Raw genomic sequence first — 16505 nt, forward strand, 5'->3', positions numbered from 1 at the left:
TAGTGGAGGGCTATTTTTCTAAATTCTATTATTTCATGTTGTTTGCTTTCATTAAAATCAAAAAAGATATCAGAGTGTTGGGAACCCTAAAGGGTTTCCCAACACTCTGAGGAGTTAGTGTTGTATAACACTAACTTCTTTTTTTATGTGAAATGCCGGTGAAAGAATACAGTTTTAGAAAAAAACGATTAAATTTTCAAAAAAAACTTCCTTTTCTGAATATTTGTTATATAATATAAAACATAAAATCAAATCTGTTATAAAACAGTTTAAGAAGGGGATGCTAATATGTCGACGCAAACTTCACGGGTTACAATGCCCGGAGAAATGTTACCAGCGTACAACGAAATATTGACACCTGAGGCGCTTAGTTTTTTAAAGAAACTACATGAAAATTTCAATGAGCGCCGCATAGAACTTTTACAAAAGCGTGCGGAGAAACAAAAGAGAATTGATGCAGGAGAGTTTCCGAAGTTTTTAGAAGAAACGAAGCACATACGTGAAGCAGATTGGACAATTGCCAAATTGCCAAAAGATTTAGAGGATCGCCGCGTAGAGATTACCGGGCCAGTAGATAGAAAGATGGTTATTAATGCTTTAAATTCAGGAGCACATCTTTTTATGGCGGATTTTGAAGATTCGAATTCACCAACTTGGGAGAATGCGATTGAAGGTCAAATAAACTTACGAGATGCTGTGCAGGGAACGATTTCACATAAAAATGAAAACGGGAAAGAATATCGTTTAAATAGTAAAACAGCTGTATTAATTGTGCGTCCAAGAGGATGGCATTTAGAAGAAAAACATATGCAAGTTGAAGGGAAGGATATGTCTGGTAGCTTAGTAGATTTCGGACTTTATTTTTTCCATAATGCGAAAGCTCTTCTAGCAAAAGGAAGCGGTCCATACTTTTACTTACCGAAAATGGAAAGCCATTTAGAAGCAAGGTTGTGGAATGATGTTTTCGTATTTGCTCAAAAATATATCGGTATTCCAAACGGAACGATCAAAGCAACGGTGCTACTGGAAACGATTCACGCTTCGTTTGAAATGGATGAAATTTTGTATGAGCTTAAAGATCATTCTGCTGGATTAAATTGCGGAAGATGGGATTATATTTTCAGTTTTTTAAAGGGTTTCCGTAATCATAATGAATTTTTACTTCCAGATAGAGCGCAAGTCACGATGACGGCGCCGTTTATGCGCGCGTATTCTTTGAAAGTCATTCAAACGTGTCACCGCCGTAATGCGCCAGCTATTGGAGGAATGGCAGCACAAATTCCGATTAAAAACAATCCAGAAGCGAATGAAGCAGCTTTTGAAAAAGTGCGTGCAGATAAAGAGCGCGAAGCTTTAGACGGTCATGACGGGACTTGGGTTGCCCACCCGGGACTTGTACCAGTCGCGATGGAAGTATTTAATCACATTATGAAAACACCGAATCAAATTTTTAGAAAACGTGAAGAGATACATGTTACAGAAAAGGATTTATTAGAAGTACCAATGGGAACGATTACAGAAGAGGGACTTCGCCTAAATATTAGCGTAGGCATTCAATATATCGCATCTTGGTTAAGCGGACGGGGAGCAGCACCAATTTATAACTTAATGGAAGATGCGGCAACAGCGGAAATTTCTAGAGCACAAGTATGGCAATGGATTCGTCATGAAGGCGGAAAGCTACATGACGGACGTAATATTACGCTTGAATGGATGGAAGAGTTAAAAGAAGAAGAACTAGCAAAAATAGAAAGAGAGATTGGTAAAGAAGCCTTTAAGAAAGGGAGATTCCAAGAGGCGACAACGTTGTTTACAAATCTCGTTCGGAATGATGAATTCGTACCATTTTTAACATTACCGGGTTATGAAATTTTATAAAAAATGAAAAGGGGATGGAACAAATGAAAAACGAAAGAATCGAGAAATTACAAGAGAGCTGGGAACTAGATACGCGTTGGAAAGGAATCACACGTCCATATTCAGCAGAAGATGTAATTCGCCTGCGCGGGTCAATTGATATTGAACATACGTTAGCGCGCCGCGGTGCTGAAAAGCTTTGGTCATCACTTCATACGGAAGATTACATTAACGCACTTGGCGCATTAACAGGAAACCAAGCGATGCAACAAGTGAAAGCTGGGCTAAAAGCAATTTATTTAAGTGGATGGCAAGTAGCAGCTGATGCGAACCTTTCTGGACATATGTATCCAGACCAAAGTTTATATCCAGCGAACAGCGTACCTGCTGTAGTAAAACGAATTAATCAAACGCTGCAACGTGCGGATCAAATTCAGCATATGGAAGGAAGCGGTGATACAGATTATTTCGTACCGATTGTAGCAGATGCAGAAGCTGGATTTGGCGGACAATTAAACGTATTTGAACTGATGAAAGGCATGATTGAAGCAGGTGCATCAGGTGTGCACTTTGAAGATCAATTATCTTCAGAGAAAAAATGCGGGCATTTAGGCGGAAAAGTATTACTACCGACGCAAACAGCGGTGCGTAATTTAATTTCGGCACGCCTTGCTGCAGATGTAATGGGAGTGCCGACAATTATCGTTGCAAGAACAGATGCGGATGCAGCAGATTTAATTACGAGTGATATTGATCCGGTTGATAAAGCATTTATTACAGGAGAAAGAACTCCAGAAGGATTTTACCGTACGAAAGCAGGTCTTGATCAAGCAATTGCACGTGGTTTAGCATACGCACCATACGCAGACCTCGTTTGGTGCGAGACGTCGGAACCGAATTTAGAAGATGCAAAACGATTTGCGGACGCAATTCATAAAGAGCATCCAGGGAAATTGCTTGCATACAACTGTTCACCTTCATTTAACTGGAAACAAAAACTAGATGAAAAAACAATTGCGAGCTTCCAAAAAGAAATCGCATCTTACGGCTATAAGTTCCAGTTCGTAACACTTGCTGGATTCCACTCATTAAACTACGGCATGTTCGAATTAGCACGCGGCTATAAAGAGCGCGGCATGGCAGCGTACTCTGAACTACAACAAGCAGAATTCGCAGCAGAAAAACATGGCTACTCTGCAACTCGTCACCAACGCGAAGTAGGAACAGGTTACTTTGATGAAGTAGCACAAGTTATTACAGGCGGTACTTCATCAACGACAGCGCTAAAAGGATCTACAGAAGAAGCGCAGTTTACGAAATAAAAGGAAGGGGCACCTGTTTGAAGGGTGCCCCTTATTATTTTTTTGAACGATTCGAGGAGTAAATGAAAATATATCGACGATTTTTTCGATATATCTATCATAACTTAAAATATATCAACGGTTTTTCAAATATATCGACGATTCGACAAAGGATATCGACTTACCGACAAAAAAAGACAATGTGATTAAATCCATTCAGCTCCATGATCACGAATAAACTCTATATCTTTCTCATAATGCTCTAAATGTCCTTCATCAATCATTCTTTGGAAGTTTAAGTCGCCTTCTTGTGCTTTTCTTTTCATATATATACATAACGCTTCTAATCGTAGTAACACCATTCCTAAGTAATCTTCGTCCATACTTTTACCGTAGGACTGGACAAACAATTGCACTCTTTCTTTTATACAATCAGCATGTTCTGCCGATTCATAATGAACTGCCTCGCCTGATTCTGTATAATACACTCTACTTAAAGGTACATAAGTATAAAGTGTATAAGCGATATCCCAAATTCTTGGGCCAGGAGCAGCAACATCGAAATCAATAATACCTACTGGTCTCTCGTCATGAAAAATAATATTGTATATCGCAAAATCGTTATGGCATACAACTTCAATATCATTTGGAGTACGATCCATCGGTTTCCAGTCATCTAATAACGGAAAGTCACTTACCGCATCATGATAAAGGCGGAGCATCTTTGCTATTTCTTTTAAAACATCATTAGACCACATATATTCTTTTAACGGATAATTCCCAGCTTCTCCTTCAACAAAGGATAAAATCTCTCTATCTTTTTCATCTATACCTAAAAACTTTGGGGCATGATGAAACCCTTTGTTTTCTAAGTGCTGTAATAATGTATGAATTTCTGCACTGCCAGGCTTTAATTCTCGCCGGACAGTATTTTCAGAACGATATACGTTTGAAACATTTCCCCCTGTAAGCTTTTCTTCGTTTGTATAGTTTGACATATAATCCCCTCCATCATCGCGACCGCATGATTATATTGTAACACCTCAGAACAAGGGATGTAATCGTATTCAAATGATGTGTATGTTCATTTTATAGTGAATTTTGCACATGTTAAAATCAAATATTTACGAATGTACAATCAATTTAATTTGTCAGTTATTTTCAAAAAAGATTGTACATTTTATTTTAATGTGCTATGATAGTCCCAGTTGAATAGTTAAATTAAGCAATCCATATGTTATCAAGTGCTGAAAACGAACGAGAAAAAGTATGTGAGAACTAGTTTATGTTTCGTATTTGATAATGTGTGGATTCTTTTTTTAGACAGGAAGACTAAAAAAATAAAATTTGTATTTTCTTAGGAGGAAATAATCATGGCAGTAACAGGACAAGTAAAATGGTTTAACAACGAAAAAGGCTTCGGTTTCATCGAAGTTCCAGGCGAAAACGATGTATTCGTACATTTCTCTGCAATCGAAACTGAAGGTTTCAAATCTTTAGAAGAGGGTCAAAAAGTTAGCTTCGAAATCGAAGAAGGTAACCGTGGACCTCAAGCTAAAAACGTAATCAAACTATAATTTTATAGTTTATTATGAAAAAAAGGGATGGCTGCTGCCATCCCTTTTTTTGTTGTAATATACGAGCATAATGATTATATTGGCGGGGAATATATATGATGGAAAAGTATACAAATGAAGTAATACTCGATGTTCGTAGGGGAAATAAAGAAGACTTACACAATACGATTGAAGAGATAAAAGCGTATGCGAAAACGTATGAACATGATAAAGTGACGTTAATTGAATTGAAGAAATCTCATGCTCCTGTTTTAGATGAGGAGCGATATATAGTTCTATTACAAGTCGAAAGAGATACAAAGAATCTTGGAAGAAAATATGAATATGAAGAAGAAAAAATAGTCGGTTTTTTTGAGGACGAAAAAGAGTAAAAGGCTTTCCAAAATGGAAGGCCTTTTACTCTTCTATTTCAACCTTTTTCTTCGCGCGTTTCTTACATTCAGGGCATTTCGATTTACGAAAAGGTTTTGCGAAGAATAGTAGAATGAAAAACAAACCGAATATAATGCTGGATGAGTTTTTCACGATCACAATGCTGCTATTTTTCATTTGAATCGTTGGTTGCATTTCTTTTTCTTCCATAGTGGACCCCCATATATTGGATTTTTCTTTTAATTATAGCAAAGTTAATTGTCGTAATGATGCGAAATAGGGAAGCGGTTGTAAATATTTATAGGTAGTATAAATGCATTTTGTGTAGGTTTTTTATTACGAAATCACTATATGTTTATTTTGTAATTTAAAAGATGTTTGATAAATGATAAAGTATTGTAAAAAAGCGGAATCTGTAAACCATTTCCTTTTCATTGATGCTAAAATTATATATGCAGCTGCTAATATAAATGGAAAAAAGGAGACAGTAGAATATGGAAAGTAAAGTAGAACGTTATGTCGAAAACTATGTAGTAAATAAAAATACAATGGCCTTACTTCCGGTTATTCTGAGTGAGAAGAAAATTGTTACACGAGTTGTTGAGATGGAAGATTCTTTTTTCGTATTTCAAAAGCCCCTAGATATTATAGAAAGAAGTTGCCGCAAGCATGGCTCTAGTTTCTTAGGTAGAAAAGAAGGAACGAAAGAGTTAACTCATATTACACATAAAGCACCGATTGCAATTAGTCCGGCAGATCAACTTTATTTTTTTCCTACGTATTCTTACTCGAGAAAAGAGTGCGCTTGGTTGTCTCATTTTTATATTGAAAGTAATAAAGAGTCAAAAGATGGAAATGTCATTGTTAGATTTATAAATGGCTTTGCTGTGAAATTAGAAATATCCAAAAGTAGTTTTGAAAATCAACTAAATCGTACGGCAAAATTGCGTACTGAATATGAAGATCGTAGGAAAAAACAAGGGAGCCCTTGTTTTAAAGAGATAGATCAAAGGGATGAATCGACATTAAGACCAGCTTATGAGAAAGTCTATTGTGTTAGAGAAGAGGATGCGTGAGAAGAAAAGGGATGGGGGAACTCATCCTTTTTTGATTTTATTATATATACCGTCACACTGTAAGCTTCATAAATAAAATTCGAAAACTTTTGTTCTTTATCAGTTTAAAAAGGTGTAAAACTACATTATAAGTGTAATTTTACTTCATTTATTTATTGCACTGTTAATATGCATCATTTTACATTAGTGGCATACATGATATTGCTTATCTTATTGTATAAAAAGGAGATGGTATGTTGAAAAGGACTATGTTATTTTGGGCGCAATATATTCTTGTTTTGCCTATATTATTGCTTACCTTTATGTTTACTGGTTTTGTTGGTAGTCAGTTAATGATAGGGGCTGACAAACAATATTTTATTTTTACGCCTCAAAATGCAACAGAATATAGTCAAATTAGTGAAATTGATAAATTACTATTTTCTTTTTCAATTCAACCAGTTGTCACCATAGTATTTCTTCTATCGATCGTGTACGTACTGACACTTCTTGTTTTTCAAATTATTGAATGCAAGAAGCAAAGAAAGATATTGCATAGTTTGCAATATATGATTCTTATACCAATTTTTATTTACTTATGGTTAGGGATAACACAATTTTCTGCAGTTAGTTTAACTTGGATAGATAATTGGAAAGATTATCTTATATTTACTCCTGCAACTATAACGAATGAGCAAGATATATATATGGTTGATAAGTTTCTATACAAATTTCGAATGTTACCTATTCGGAGTACAGTATTAATACTATCTTTTATATATATGTTAATACTTATTGTGATTGACAGTATACGTTTGCTAAAAAAATTGCTTGTAAGAAATAGCCAATAGAAAAGGGTAATTGTTTGAAGGTAAAATAATGATCCGCTGCTATTTATTTTCATATAGGTAGAAATAACCTTACATGCAGTAGGGTTATTCTTATGAAAAAGACTAATTATTACTTTCTATATTTTCTTCTTTTTATAATCACCATGGATTGATAATCTGGTCACGTTGTTTAAATCAACTTCACGTCTTGTCGAATATTGATAGATTATCATAGCGTAATAATGAAGGAATTCTAATGAAAGATATGGAAACTTAATAATTACATCTCCATATGTCGTATCTACCATTTCCTCTTTCATATAAGCAATGATACAGTAGAGGTAGTACTTAGAGTAAAGGGGTAAAGTGTAGAATGGATTTTCAGACAATCAAAGAGTATTTTTCACCAGAAAATATGGATCATATTGTTGAAAGTTATAAGGCGTTCGGACCACTGCTTGGTATTGGTTTACCAATGATAGAAGCGTTGATTCCGGCATTGCCACTCATCGTATTTGTACTGGCGAATGCTGTTGCATTTGGATTTTGGCTCGGTTTTCTTTATTCTTGGCTTGGATCAGTAATGGGCGCCTTACTTGTCTTTTTCATTATCCGTCATTTTGGCCGAAGTCGTTTCTTTTCTTTTGTAAATAAACATGAGAGAGTGCGAAAGGCAATGGGGTGGATTGAAAGGAAAGGGTTTGCGCCAATTTTCGTCATATTTTGTTTTCCGTTTACACCGTCTGCGCTTATAAATGTTGTCGCTGGTTTATCTCGCATTAGTGTAAAGCAGTTTGGACTTGCGCTCGCGTTCGGCAAGCTTGTGATGATTTTTATTTTAACGTATATCGGTCATGATTTAATGTCATTTATTCATAATCCGGTGAAATCAGTCATTGTAGCAATTGGTATTTTTATTTTATGGTATGTTGGTAAGAAAATCGAAGTAAAGTTAGAACTACATTAAGAATAGTCTTCTTTATAAATGCAGGCTTCATTATTAAAGGGTAAGGGGAGAAGCGGATGAAGAAAACTTTGAAAAAAGAAGGCATAGAGTGGATACGAACAATTTTAATTGGTGTATTATTAGCTGTATTTTTTCGAACGTTTTTCTTTTCAACGTATGTTGTAGAGGGGAAGTCAATGATGCCGACATTGCAAGATGGCAATATGCTCGTTGTAAATAAGGTGAGTTATCAAGTAGGGGACTTGAACAGGTTTGATGTTGTTGTGTTTCATGCGAATAAAAAAGAGGACTACGTAAAACGAATTATCGGTCTACCTGGGGATCAAATTGAATATAAGCATGATAAACTGTATATAAACGGACAATTCGTGGATGAACCTTATTTAGAGACATATAAGAAAGAGATAAATGGACGACAACTAACGGGTGATTTTAAACTAGAAGAGTTAACGAAAGAAAATTCGGTGCCGCCTGGATATATTTTTGTAGTAGGTGATAATCGCCTCGGAAGCTGGGATAGCAGACACTTTGGGTTTGTAAAAGCTGATACAGTTGTCGGTAAAGTTGATTTACGATATTGGCCAATTAAAGAGGTGCAAACGAATTTTTCAAAAGGTTGATATAATAGATAGAAGTATAGAAAAAGACAAACTACTCCGTTTGTCTTTTTTCGTGTACTATAATACAATTATAGTAGCAAACTAACGTTCGTTATGTAAGTGAAAGGTGGGGTTACATGTCACTTCGATTTGTGATTGGTAGAGCGGGAAGTGGAAAAAGTACACTTTGTTTACACGAAGTGCAGGAAGAGTTAAAGCAACGTCCAAGAGGGGAAACAATATTATATCTTGTGCCAGAACAGATGACATTCCAAACGCAGCAGGCGTTAATTGGTAGTGAGGATGTTAGAGGTTCTATTCGGGCACAAGTTTTTAGTTTTTCACGGTTAGCATGGAAGGTACTGCAAGAAGTTGGCGGAGCGAGTCGCCTTCACATTGATGAAGCGGGCGTACATATGTTACTTCGTAAAATTGTAGAGTCTCGTAAAGATGGATTATCAGTGTTCCAAAAAGCAGCGGAGCAAAACGGTTTTTTTGAACATCTTGGTAGTATGATTGCGGAGTTTAAACGTTACAACGTGACGCCATCAAACGTATATGAAATGTGGCAACAATTAGATGCGCATAGTAGCAGTGCCGAACAAAAGCTATTAGCGAATAAAGTGTATGATTTACAGTTATTATATGATGATTTTGAACGTGCTTTAATCGGAAAGTATTTAGATTCAGAAGACTATCTGCAATTGCTAGTGGAAAAGCTTCCGCAGTCTGAATATGTAAAAGGAGCTGAAATTTATATAGATGGATTTCATTCGTTTTCACCGCAAGAGCTAGAAATTGTAAGACAGCTTATGATTTGCGGCGCGAGAGTTACAATTACGTTAACACTAGATGAAAAAACGTTAGCGCAGCCAGTAAATGAACTAGATTTATTTTATGAAACGACGTTAACGTATGAAAAAATAAAACAAGTAGCACGTGAAGAGAAGATAGAAATTGAAAAAACGATTCCACTTATGGAACAACCGCGTTTTCAGTCGCAAGCATTAGCGCATTTAGAAGCGCATTACGAAGCTCGTCCAAATGAAAAGTTTCACGGAGAAGCAAGTGTAACGATTCGTACAGCAGCGAATTTACGAGCGGAAGTAGAAGGCGTTGCCCGTGAAATTCGTAGACTTGTGGCAGATGAAGACTATCGTTACCGAGATATCGCGGTTCTTCTTCGTAACGGGGAAAGTTATTACGATGTAATGCGAACGTTATTTACAGATTATAATATCCCGCATTTCATCGATGAAAAACGCCCGATGTCACATCATCCGCTAGTAGAATGTATTCGTTCTGCACTCGAGATTATTAGCGGGAATTGGCGTTATGATGCAGTGTTTCGCTGCGTGAAAACAGAGCTTTTATATCCATTAGACGTAAGAAAAGAAACGATGCGTGAAGAGATGGATGAGTTTGAAAACTACTGTTTAGCGTACGGTGTACAAGGGAAGAGATGGACTTCTGAAGATCCGTGGATGTATCGCCGCTATCGTTCTCTTGATGATACAAACGGGATGATTACAGACAGTGAACGTGAAATGGAAGAGAAAATAAATCGATTGCGTGACGTTGTAAGGACGCCAGTTATTCGTATGCAAAAAAGACTGAAGCGTGCGGGAACAGTTATGCAAATGTGCGAAGCTGTGTACTTATTTTTAGAAGAGCTTGACGTTCCGAAAAAACTAGAAGCATTACGTATTCGTGCAGAAGAGAGTGGAGATTTCTTATTTGCGACAGATCATGAACAAGTATGGGAAGAAGTAATGAGTCTTCTTGATACGTTCGTAGAGATGCTTGGCCAAGAAAAAATGTCACTTTCTATGTTCACAGACGTTATGTCGACAGGTCTTGAGGCGCTTCAATTCGCCAACATTCCGCCGTCATTAGACCAAGTGTTAATTGCGAATATTGATCGTTCTAGATTATCAAATGTGAAAGCAACATTTGTCATTGGCGTGAATGAAGGTGTGATTCCAGCAGCACCGATGGATGAAGGTATGCTTTCTGATGAGGAAAGAGATGTTCTTAGCGCCGCAGGTATCGAATTAGCACCAACGACGAGACAAACTTTATTAGAAGAACAGTTCGTTATGTATCAAATGGTAACGAGAGCAACCGAGAAGTTATACATTTCATGCCCGCTAGCAGATGAGGAAGGGAAGACGTTACTTGCTTCTAGCTTTATTAAGAAAATAAAAAGAATGTTCCCTGATGTGAAAGATACATTTATTACGAATGACGTAAATGATTTATCCCGTTCGGAACAAATTTCATACGTAGCAACGCCAGAAGTAACGTTATCTTACGTTATGCAGCAACTTCAAACGTGGAAGCGATACGGATTTGAAGGGAATTTAGATTTTTGGTGGGATGTATATAACTTCTACGTTACTTCAGATGAATGGAAGCAAAAAAGTAGCCGCGTATTATCAAGCTTATTCTACCGAAATCGTGCGCAAAAGCTAAGTACAGTTGTAAGTAGAGATTTATACGGAGACACAATAAAAGGAAGCGTCTCTCGTATGGAATTATTTAACCGTTGCGCGTACGCTCATTTCGCGCAGCACGGTTTATCATTAAGAGAGCGTGATATTTTCAAACTTGATGCGCCAGATATTGGAGAACTATTCCATGCAGCGCTGAAGAGAATTGCAGACAGGCTATTACGTGAAAACCGTACTTGGGCAGATTTATCAATAAAAGAGTGTGAGCATCTTTCGGCTGTAGTAATAGAAGAGATTGCACCGTTATTACAAAGACAAATTTTATTAAGTTCAAATCGTCATTTCTATTTAAAACAAAAACTACAACAAATCATTTTCCGTACGTCCATTATTCTTCGTGAGCATGCGAAGTCTAGCGGTTTCGTACCAGTTGATTTAGAAGTACCATTCGGTATGGGCGGTACAGGATCGCTTCCGCCAATGGAATTCTCATTACCAAATGGTGTGAAGATGGAAGTTGTCGGCCGTATTGATCGTGTTGATAAGGCAGAAGATGAAAACGGGACGTTCCTCCGTATTATTGACTATAAATCAAGCTCAAAGGCGTTAGATTTAACGGAAGTGTACTACGGATTAGCACTTCAAATGTTAACGTATTTAGATGTTGTTACTTCAAATGCACATACGTGGATGAAAAAAGGTGGCACGGCATCACCGGCTGGTGTACTGTACTTCCATATTCATAATCCAATCGTTGAGATGAAAGGTGACGCATCTGAAGCAGAAATTGAGAAAGAGATTTTAAAGAAATTTAAAATGAAAGGACTCGTGCTAGGCGATGCTGACGTTGTTCGTTTAATGGATAATAAACTTTCAACAGGAAGCTCTGATATTATTTCTGCTGGTCTGAAAAAAGACGGTAGCTTTAGTGCGCGTTCAAGCATTGCAAGTGAACAAGAGTTTAACGTATTGCAAAAATATGTACACCATACGTTTGAAAATATCGGAAAAGACATTACAGAAGGCGTGATCGATATTGCTCCTTACAAAAAAGGGAATAAAGCGGCATGTACGTTCTGTAACTTCAAATCTGTTTGTCAGTTCGATGAATCACTTGAAGATAATCAATTCCGTACGTTAAAAGATATGAAAGATAGCGAAGCGATGGAGAAAATTAGAGAGGAGGTTGGCGGAGAATGATTGAAAATTGGCCTAAAAAACCAGAAGGTAGTCAGTGGACAGATGACCAGTGGAAAGCGGTTGTAGCGAACGGACGTGATATTTTAGTCGCAGCAGCAGCTGGATCAGGGAAAACAGCAGTATTAGTTGAACGTATTATTAAAAAGATTATAAGTGAAGAAAATCCAGTCGATGTCGATCGCCTGCTCGTTGTAACATTTACGAATGCAGCGGCGCAAGAGATGAAAAACAGAATTGGGGAAGCGTTAGAAAAAGTATTAATTGATGAGCCAGGCTCTCAGCACATTAGAAAGCAGCTTAGCTTATTAAATAAAGCCTCTATTTCAACGATCCATTCATTTTGTTTACAAGTTATTAGAGGATATTATTACATGCTTGATGTTGATCCTCGTTTTCGCATTGCGAATCAAACAGAAAACGAATTATTAAAAGAAGAAGTGTTAGATGACATATTAGAAGCAGAGTATGGAATTGAAGATAATACGATATTCTTTGAACTCGTTGATCGTTATACGAGTGATCGTAGTGATGATGACTTACAGCGTATGATATTAGCTCTTCATACAGAATCAAGAGCGCATCCAAATCCGGAAAAATGGCTCGATAAATTAGTAGAAGCATACGACGTAGAAGGAAAGACAATTGAAGATTTAGTATACGCTTCGTACTTATTAGAAGATGTGAAATTCCAGCTTGAAACAGCGGAGGTGCATATTCGTAAAGCGACTGAACTCGCAATGCTTCCTGACGGTCCAGCGCCTCGCGTTGAAACTCTGCAAGCTGACGCAGCTTTACTTGGAATGTTATCATCAGCAGCTCGTGAATCGTGGACAAGCGTTTACGAAGCGATGCAAAATGTATCGTGGCAAACGTTAAAGCGTATTAAGAAAAGTGATTACAACGAGGATGTTGTAAAACAAGTAGACTCTCTTCGTAATAAAGCGAAAGATGAAGTGAAGAAATTACAAGAAGAGTTATTTAGCCGCAAACCTGAAAGTTTCTTACGAGATTTTCAAGATATGCACCCTGTATTAGAAAAGCTTGTTCAACTTGTAAAAATATTTACAGAGCGTTTCCAAGCGATGAAGCGAGATAAAGGGATGGTTGATTTCACAGATTTAGAGCATTTCTGTTTACAAATTTTAAGTGAACAAAGTGAAAATGGTGAGATGAAGCCGTCAGCAGTAGCGCTTCAATATCGCAATAAATTTGCTGAAGTATTAGTCGATGAATATCAAGATACGAACTTCGTACAAGAATCGATTATTAAATTCGTAACGAAAGATTCTGAGAGTGAAGGAAACTTATTCATGGTTGGTGATGTGAAGCAATCGATTTATCGTTTCCGACTAGCAGAACCAGGTCTGTTCCTAGGAAAATATAAACGCTTCACACAAGAAGGATCGGGCGGCGGAATGAAAATAGACTTAGCGAAAAACTTCCGTAGTCGTCATGAAGTGTTAGCGGGTACGAACTTCATTTTCAAACAAATTATGGGCGAAGAAGTCGGAGAAATCGACTACGATGCTGACGCTGAATTGAAGTTAGGTGCCAGCTATCCAGAAGGTGAAGATGTAGCGGCTGAACTACTATGCATTCAGCAAACAGAAGAAGAAGTAATAGACGGTGAAGAAGGTGCTGAAGTCGAAAAAGCACAGCTTGAAGCTCGTCTTATGGCGCAGCGTATTAAAGCGATGGTTGATTCAGGTTATGAAGTGTATGACCGTAAAAATGATACTATGCGCCCTGTACAATACCGTGATTTCGTTATTTTACTGCGCTCGATGCCGTGGGCGCCGCAAATTATGGAAGAGTTAAAATTGCAAGGAATTCCAGTATACGCTGATCTTGCGACTGGTTACTTTGAAGCGACAGAAGTAAATATTATGATGAACGTATTCCGCGTTATCGATAATCCGATGCAAGATATTCCGCTTGCAGCCGTACTTCGTTCACCGATCGTTGGATTAAATGATGAAGAACTTGCGACGCTTCGTGCTCACGGGAAAAAAGGCACGTTTTATGAAGTAATGAGCTCGTTCTTAAAGGGGGCACCGCTTGAAGAAGAAAAAGAACTACATGATAAATTAGAGTGGTTCTATAACTTACTACAAGGATGGCGTGAATTCGCGCGCCAACAATCACTTTCTGATTTAATTTGGAAAGTGTACGGTGAGACAGGTTATTACGACTTTGTTGGCGGTTTACCAGCTGGAAAGCAAAGGCAAGCAAACTTGCGTGTACTTTATGACCGCGCAAGACAATACGAAGCAACATCGTTTAGAGGATTATTCCGCTTCTTACGTTTTATTGAACGTATTTTAGAACGCGGTGATGATATGGGGACGGCGAGAGCTTTAGGTGAACAAGAAGATGTCGTTCGCATTATGACAATTCATAAGAGTAAAGGGCTTGAGTTCCCAGTCGTATTTGTAGCTGGACTTGGGCGCCGTTTTAATACACAAGACTTAATGAAACGTTTCTTACTGCATAAAGACTTCGGTTTCGGTTCGCAGTTCATTGATCCTCGTAAACGAATTAAATATACGACATTATCGCAACTTGCGATTAAGCGTAAAATGAAAATGGAATTAATCGCGGAAGAAATGCGCGTATTATACGTAGCGTTAACGCGTGCAAAAGAGAAGTTAATTTTAATTGGTACAGTTAAGGATGCAAATAAGGAAATGGAAAAATGGCTTGATGCAAGAGAGCATAGTGAATGGTTATTACCAGATCACATTCGTGCCGGAGCGTCTTGTTATTTAGACTGGATTGCACCTTCATTATATAGACATCGTGATAGTGAAATGCTTCTTGAATTAGGACAAGGGAGCATTCCAGGTGAAATTTATGGATATAGTGCGAGCTGGAAAGTAGAAGTTGTTGACGGTAACACGTTACTTGCGCCAGAACCAGTTCAAGAAGAGAAACAAGAATTACTAGAAGCACTTCGTGAGAAAAAAGCTGTTCCCCTGCAAAGTGAACGAAAAGAAGAAGTGTATGACAGATTAATGTGGAAGTACGGATATGAGGAAGCAACATCTCATCGTGCGAAACAGTCTGTTACGGAAATAAAGAGGAATTATCAATCTGAAGAAGGTAGCGATAACGCCTTTATTAAAAAAATGCGTGCGCCAATTAAAACACGTCCTCGTTTTATGGAGAAAAAAGGATTAACATACGCTGAAAGAGGTACGGCAGTTCATGCTGTTATGCAGCATGTTGATTTGAAGAAGCCGATTACAGAAGAAGTGATTCGGGAGCAAATTAGTGGCATGGTTAATAAAGAACTATTAACATTCGAACAAGCTGAAGAAATAGCCATCGAAAAAGTCATTTCATTCTTTGATAGTGACCTAGGTAAAAGGGTATTGGCGGCGAAAAGTGTGGAGCGAGAAGTACCATTTACGATGATGCTTGCAGCAGAAGAAGCATATCAAGATTGGCAAGGGAAGAGCGGAGAATCAATTCTTGTCCAAGGGGTTATTGACTGCATGATTGAAGAGGAAGACGGCATCACTTTAATCGACTTTAAAACGGATACGATTGAAGGGAAGTTCCCAGGCGGATTCGATCAAGCGAAGCCAATTTTAGAAGATCGATACAAAGTACAGCTTTCGTTATATGCAAAGGCACTTGAGAAAAGCTTACAACATCCTGTGAAAGAGAAGTGCTTATACTTCTTTGATGGCAATCATGTTGTAAAAATTGAAGAATAGAGGGACTTGAAAATGGCAACAGAAAAAACGTTAAGAACGTGTGAAAAAGGGCATGAATACTACAAAAGTAGCGATTGTCCAACTTGCCCAACTTGTGAGAAAGAAAAGAAACCAAAAACAGGATTTCTTTCACTTCTTTCATCACCAGCACGAAATGCGCTAGAGCATCATGGAATACACACGATAGAAGAACTCTCAAAGTATAGTGAAAAAGAAATTTTAAAACTGCATGGTATGGGTCCTGCATCTATGCCGAAGCTTAGAAAGGCTTTGGAGGAAGCTGGGTTATCGTTTAAATAAAATGAAATTGTAATAAGAAAAAAGTAGGAGAATATCTCCTACTTTTTTTACGCTGTTCCAATCTGATCTTGATCCGCCACATCAGAATCAAACGTATTTGTTGCACTAACGCCGCTAAACGTATTCACGACAAATCCAACATTGGAAGCGCCAGATCCATTATAAGCTTTCGTATTTTCTTTCGGAGATACGTTATAGAAATCCCCTAAATTGAAAGAGCCATTACTGTTTTGAACGACAAGATTTCCAACAACAGAGGGCATACCATCCAC

General features: G+C 37.6%; 14 protein-coding genes. 11 read left to right on the forward strand and 3 right to left on the reverse strand.

From position 1 onward, the window contains the following. Positions 1 to 288: 288 nt before the first annotated feature. Positions 289 to 1878 (forward strand): malate synthase A, encoded by a 1590-nt coding sequence (aceB, locus tag ACTFOB_RS24615; protein WP_440029610.1) that lies wholly within the window; start codon positions 289 to 291, stop codon positions 1876 to 1878. Positions 1879 to 1901: 23 nt separating this feature from the next. After that, positions 1902 to 3179 carry an isocitrate lyase gene (aceA, locus tag ACTFOB_RS24620; protein WP_064476845.1) on the forward strand — a complete coding sequence of 426 codons (1278 nt, stop codon included), beginning with the start codon at positions 1902 to 1904 and terminating at the stop codon, positions 3177 to 3179. Between the two features lie 185 nt (positions 3180 to 3364). Here aceA and ACTFOB_RS24625 read toward each other — a convergent pair whose 3' ends face one another. Beyond that, on the reverse strand, positions 3365 to 4156 hold the full coding sequence (locus ACTFOB_RS24625; RefSeq protein WP_440029612.1) for a phosphotransferase: 792 nt from the start codon (positions 4154 to 4156) through the stop codon (positions 3365 to 3367). A gap of 375 nt (positions 4157 to 4531) precedes the next feature. Here ACTFOB_RS24625 and cspA point away from each other — a divergent pair, with 375 nt between their 5' ends. Next, positions 4532 to 4735 (forward strand): RNA chaperone/antiterminator CspA, encoded by a 204-nt coding sequence (cspA, locus tag ACTFOB_RS24630; RefSeq protein ID WP_000301522.1) that lies wholly within the window; start codon positions 4532 to 4534, stop codon positions 4733 to 4735. 95 nt (positions 4736 to 4830) lie between these two features. Further along, positions 4831 to 5106: a hypothetical protein gene (locus tag ACTFOB_RS24635; RefSeq protein WP_440029614.1), complete on the forward strand. Its 276-nt coding sequence runs from the start codon at positions 4831 to 4833 to the stop codon at positions 5104 to 5106. A 25-nt stretch (positions 5107 to 5131) separates the two neighbouring features. Here ACTFOB_RS24635 and ACTFOB_RS24640 read toward each other — a convergent pair whose 3' ends face one another. Next, positions 5132 to 5317 (reverse strand): hypothetical protein, encoded by a 186-nt coding sequence (locus tag ACTFOB_RS24640; RefSeq protein ID WP_440029616.1) that lies wholly within the window; start codon positions 5315 to 5317, stop codon positions 5132 to 5134. A gap of 284 nt (positions 5318 to 5601) precedes the next feature. Here ACTFOB_RS24640 and ACTFOB_RS24645 point away from each other — a divergent pair, with 284 nt between their 5' ends. The 7 genes from ACTFOB_RS24645 (at position 5602) to ACTFOB_RS24675 (ending at position 16233) form a co-directional block, all read left to right on the forward strand. Continuing rightward, positions 5602 to 6183: a competence protein ComK gene (locus ACTFOB_RS24645; RefSeq protein ID WP_440029618.1), complete on the forward strand. Its 582-nt coding sequence runs from the start codon at positions 5602 to 5604 to the stop codon at positions 6181 to 6183. Positions 6184 to 6416: 233 nt separating this feature from the next. Beyond that, positions 6417 to 7013, forward strand: a complete 597-nt coding sequence (locus ACTFOB_RS24650; protein WP_440029620.1) for a DUF4306 domain-containing protein — start codon at positions 6417 to 6419, stop codon at positions 7011 to 7013. 352 nt (positions 7014 to 7365) lie between these two features. Next, on the forward strand, positions 7366 to 7959 hold the full coding sequence (locus ACTFOB_RS24655) for a TVP38/TMEM64 family protein (protein ID WP_000347517.1): 594 nt from the start codon (positions 7366 to 7368) through the stop codon (positions 7957 to 7959). A 56-nt stretch (positions 7960 to 8015) separates the two neighbouring features. Further along, complete coding sequence (lepB, locus tag ACTFOB_RS24660) at positions 8016 to 8579, forward strand: signal peptidase I (protein ID WP_076535960.1); 564 nt, start codon at positions 8016 to 8018, stop codon at positions 8577 to 8579. Between the two features lie 116 nt (positions 8580 to 8695). After that, positions 8696 to 12211 (forward strand): helicase-exonuclease AddAB subunit AddB, encoded by a 3516-nt coding sequence (addB, locus tag ACTFOB_RS24665; protein WP_440029623.1) that lies wholly within the window; start codon positions 8696 to 8698, stop codon positions 12209 to 12211. Continuing rightward, positions 12208 to 15933 carry a helicase-exonuclease AddAB subunit AddA gene (gene addA / locus ACTFOB_RS24670; RefSeq protein WP_440029624.1) on the forward strand — a complete coding sequence of 1242 codons (3726 nt, stop codon included), beginning with the start codon at positions 12208 to 12210 and terminating at the stop codon, positions 15931 to 15933. The genes addB and addA overlap by 4 nt, the downstream gene beginning before the upstream one ends. A gap of 12 nt (positions 15934 to 15945) precedes the next feature. After that, on the forward strand, positions 15946 to 16233 hold the full coding sequence (locus ACTFOB_RS24675; RefSeq protein WP_000179951.1) for an RNA polymerase alpha subunit C-terminal domain-containing protein: 288 nt from the start codon (positions 15946 to 15948) through the stop codon (positions 16231 to 16233). Positions 16234 to 16280: 47 nt separating this feature from the next. Here the strand turns inward: ACTFOB_RS24675 and gerPF are convergent, their stop codons facing one another. Then, positions 16281 to 16496, reverse strand: coding sequence for a spore germination protein GerPF (gerPF, locus tag ACTFOB_RS24680; RefSeq protein WP_001141570.1), 216 nt, complete (start codon positions 16494 to 16496; stop codon positions 16281 to 16283). Between the last annotated feature and the right edge of the window lie 9 nt (positions 16497 to 16505).

This window comes from Bacillus cereus group sp. MYBK79-1, assembly GCF_051915365.1.
In the GTDB taxonomy this organism is placed as follows: domain Bacteria; phylum Bacillota; class Bacilli; order Bacillales; family Bacillaceae_G; genus Bacillus_A.

Coding starts and splice junctions, on each gene's coding strand:
- ACTFOB_RS24650 (WP_440029620.1), top strand. CDS start 6,417: ATGTTGAAAAGGACTATGTTATTTTGGGCGCAATATATTCTTGTTTTG.
- ACTFOB_RS24655 (WP_000347517.1), top strand. CDS start 7,366: ATGGATTTTCAGACAATCAAAGAGTATTTTTCACCAGAAAATATGGAT.
- ACTFOB_RS24645 (WP_440029618.1), top strand. CDS start 5,602: ATGGAAAGTAAAGTAGAACGTTATGTCGAAAACTATGTAGTAAATAAA.
- addB (WP_440029623.1), top strand. CDS start 8,696: ATGTCACTTCGATTTGTGATTGGTAGAGCGGGAAGTGGAAAAAGTACA.
- lepB (WP_076535960.1), top strand. CDS start 8,016: ATGAAGAAAACTTTGAAAAAAGAAGGCATAGAGTGGATACGAACAATT.
- addA (WP_440029624.1), top strand. CDS start 12,208: ATGATTGAAAATTGGCCTAAAAAACCAGAAGGTAGTCAGTGGACAGAT.
- cspA (WP_000301522.1), top strand. CDS start 4,532: ATGGCAGTAACAGGACAAGTAAAATGGTTTAACAACGAAAAAGGCTTC.
- aceA (WP_064476845.1), top strand. CDS start 1,902: ATGAAAAACGAAAGAATCGAGAAATTACAAGAGAGCTGGGAACTAGAT.
- aceB (WP_440029610.1), top strand. CDS start 289: ATGTCGACGCAAACTTCACGGGTTACAATGCCCGGAGAAATGTTACCA.
- ACTFOB_RS24635 (WP_440029614.1), top strand. CDS start 4,831: ATGATGGAAAAGTATACAAATGAAGTAATACTCGATGTTCGTAGGGGA.
- ACTFOB_RS24625 (WP_440029612.1), bottom strand. CDS start 4,156: ATGTCAAACTATACAAACGAAGAAAAGCTTACAGGGGGAAATGTTTCA.
- ACTFOB_RS24640 (WP_440029616.1), bottom strand. CDS start 5,317: ATGGAAGAAAAAGAAATGCAACCAACGATTCAAATGAAAAATAGCAGC.
- ACTFOB_RS24675 (WP_000179951.1), top strand. CDS start 15,946: ATGGCAACAGAAAAAACGTTAAGAACGTGTGAAAAAGGGCATGAATAC.
- gerPF (WP_001141570.1), bottom strand. CDS start 16,496: ATGCCCTCTGTTGTTGGAAATCTTGTCGTTCAAAACAGTAATGGCTCT.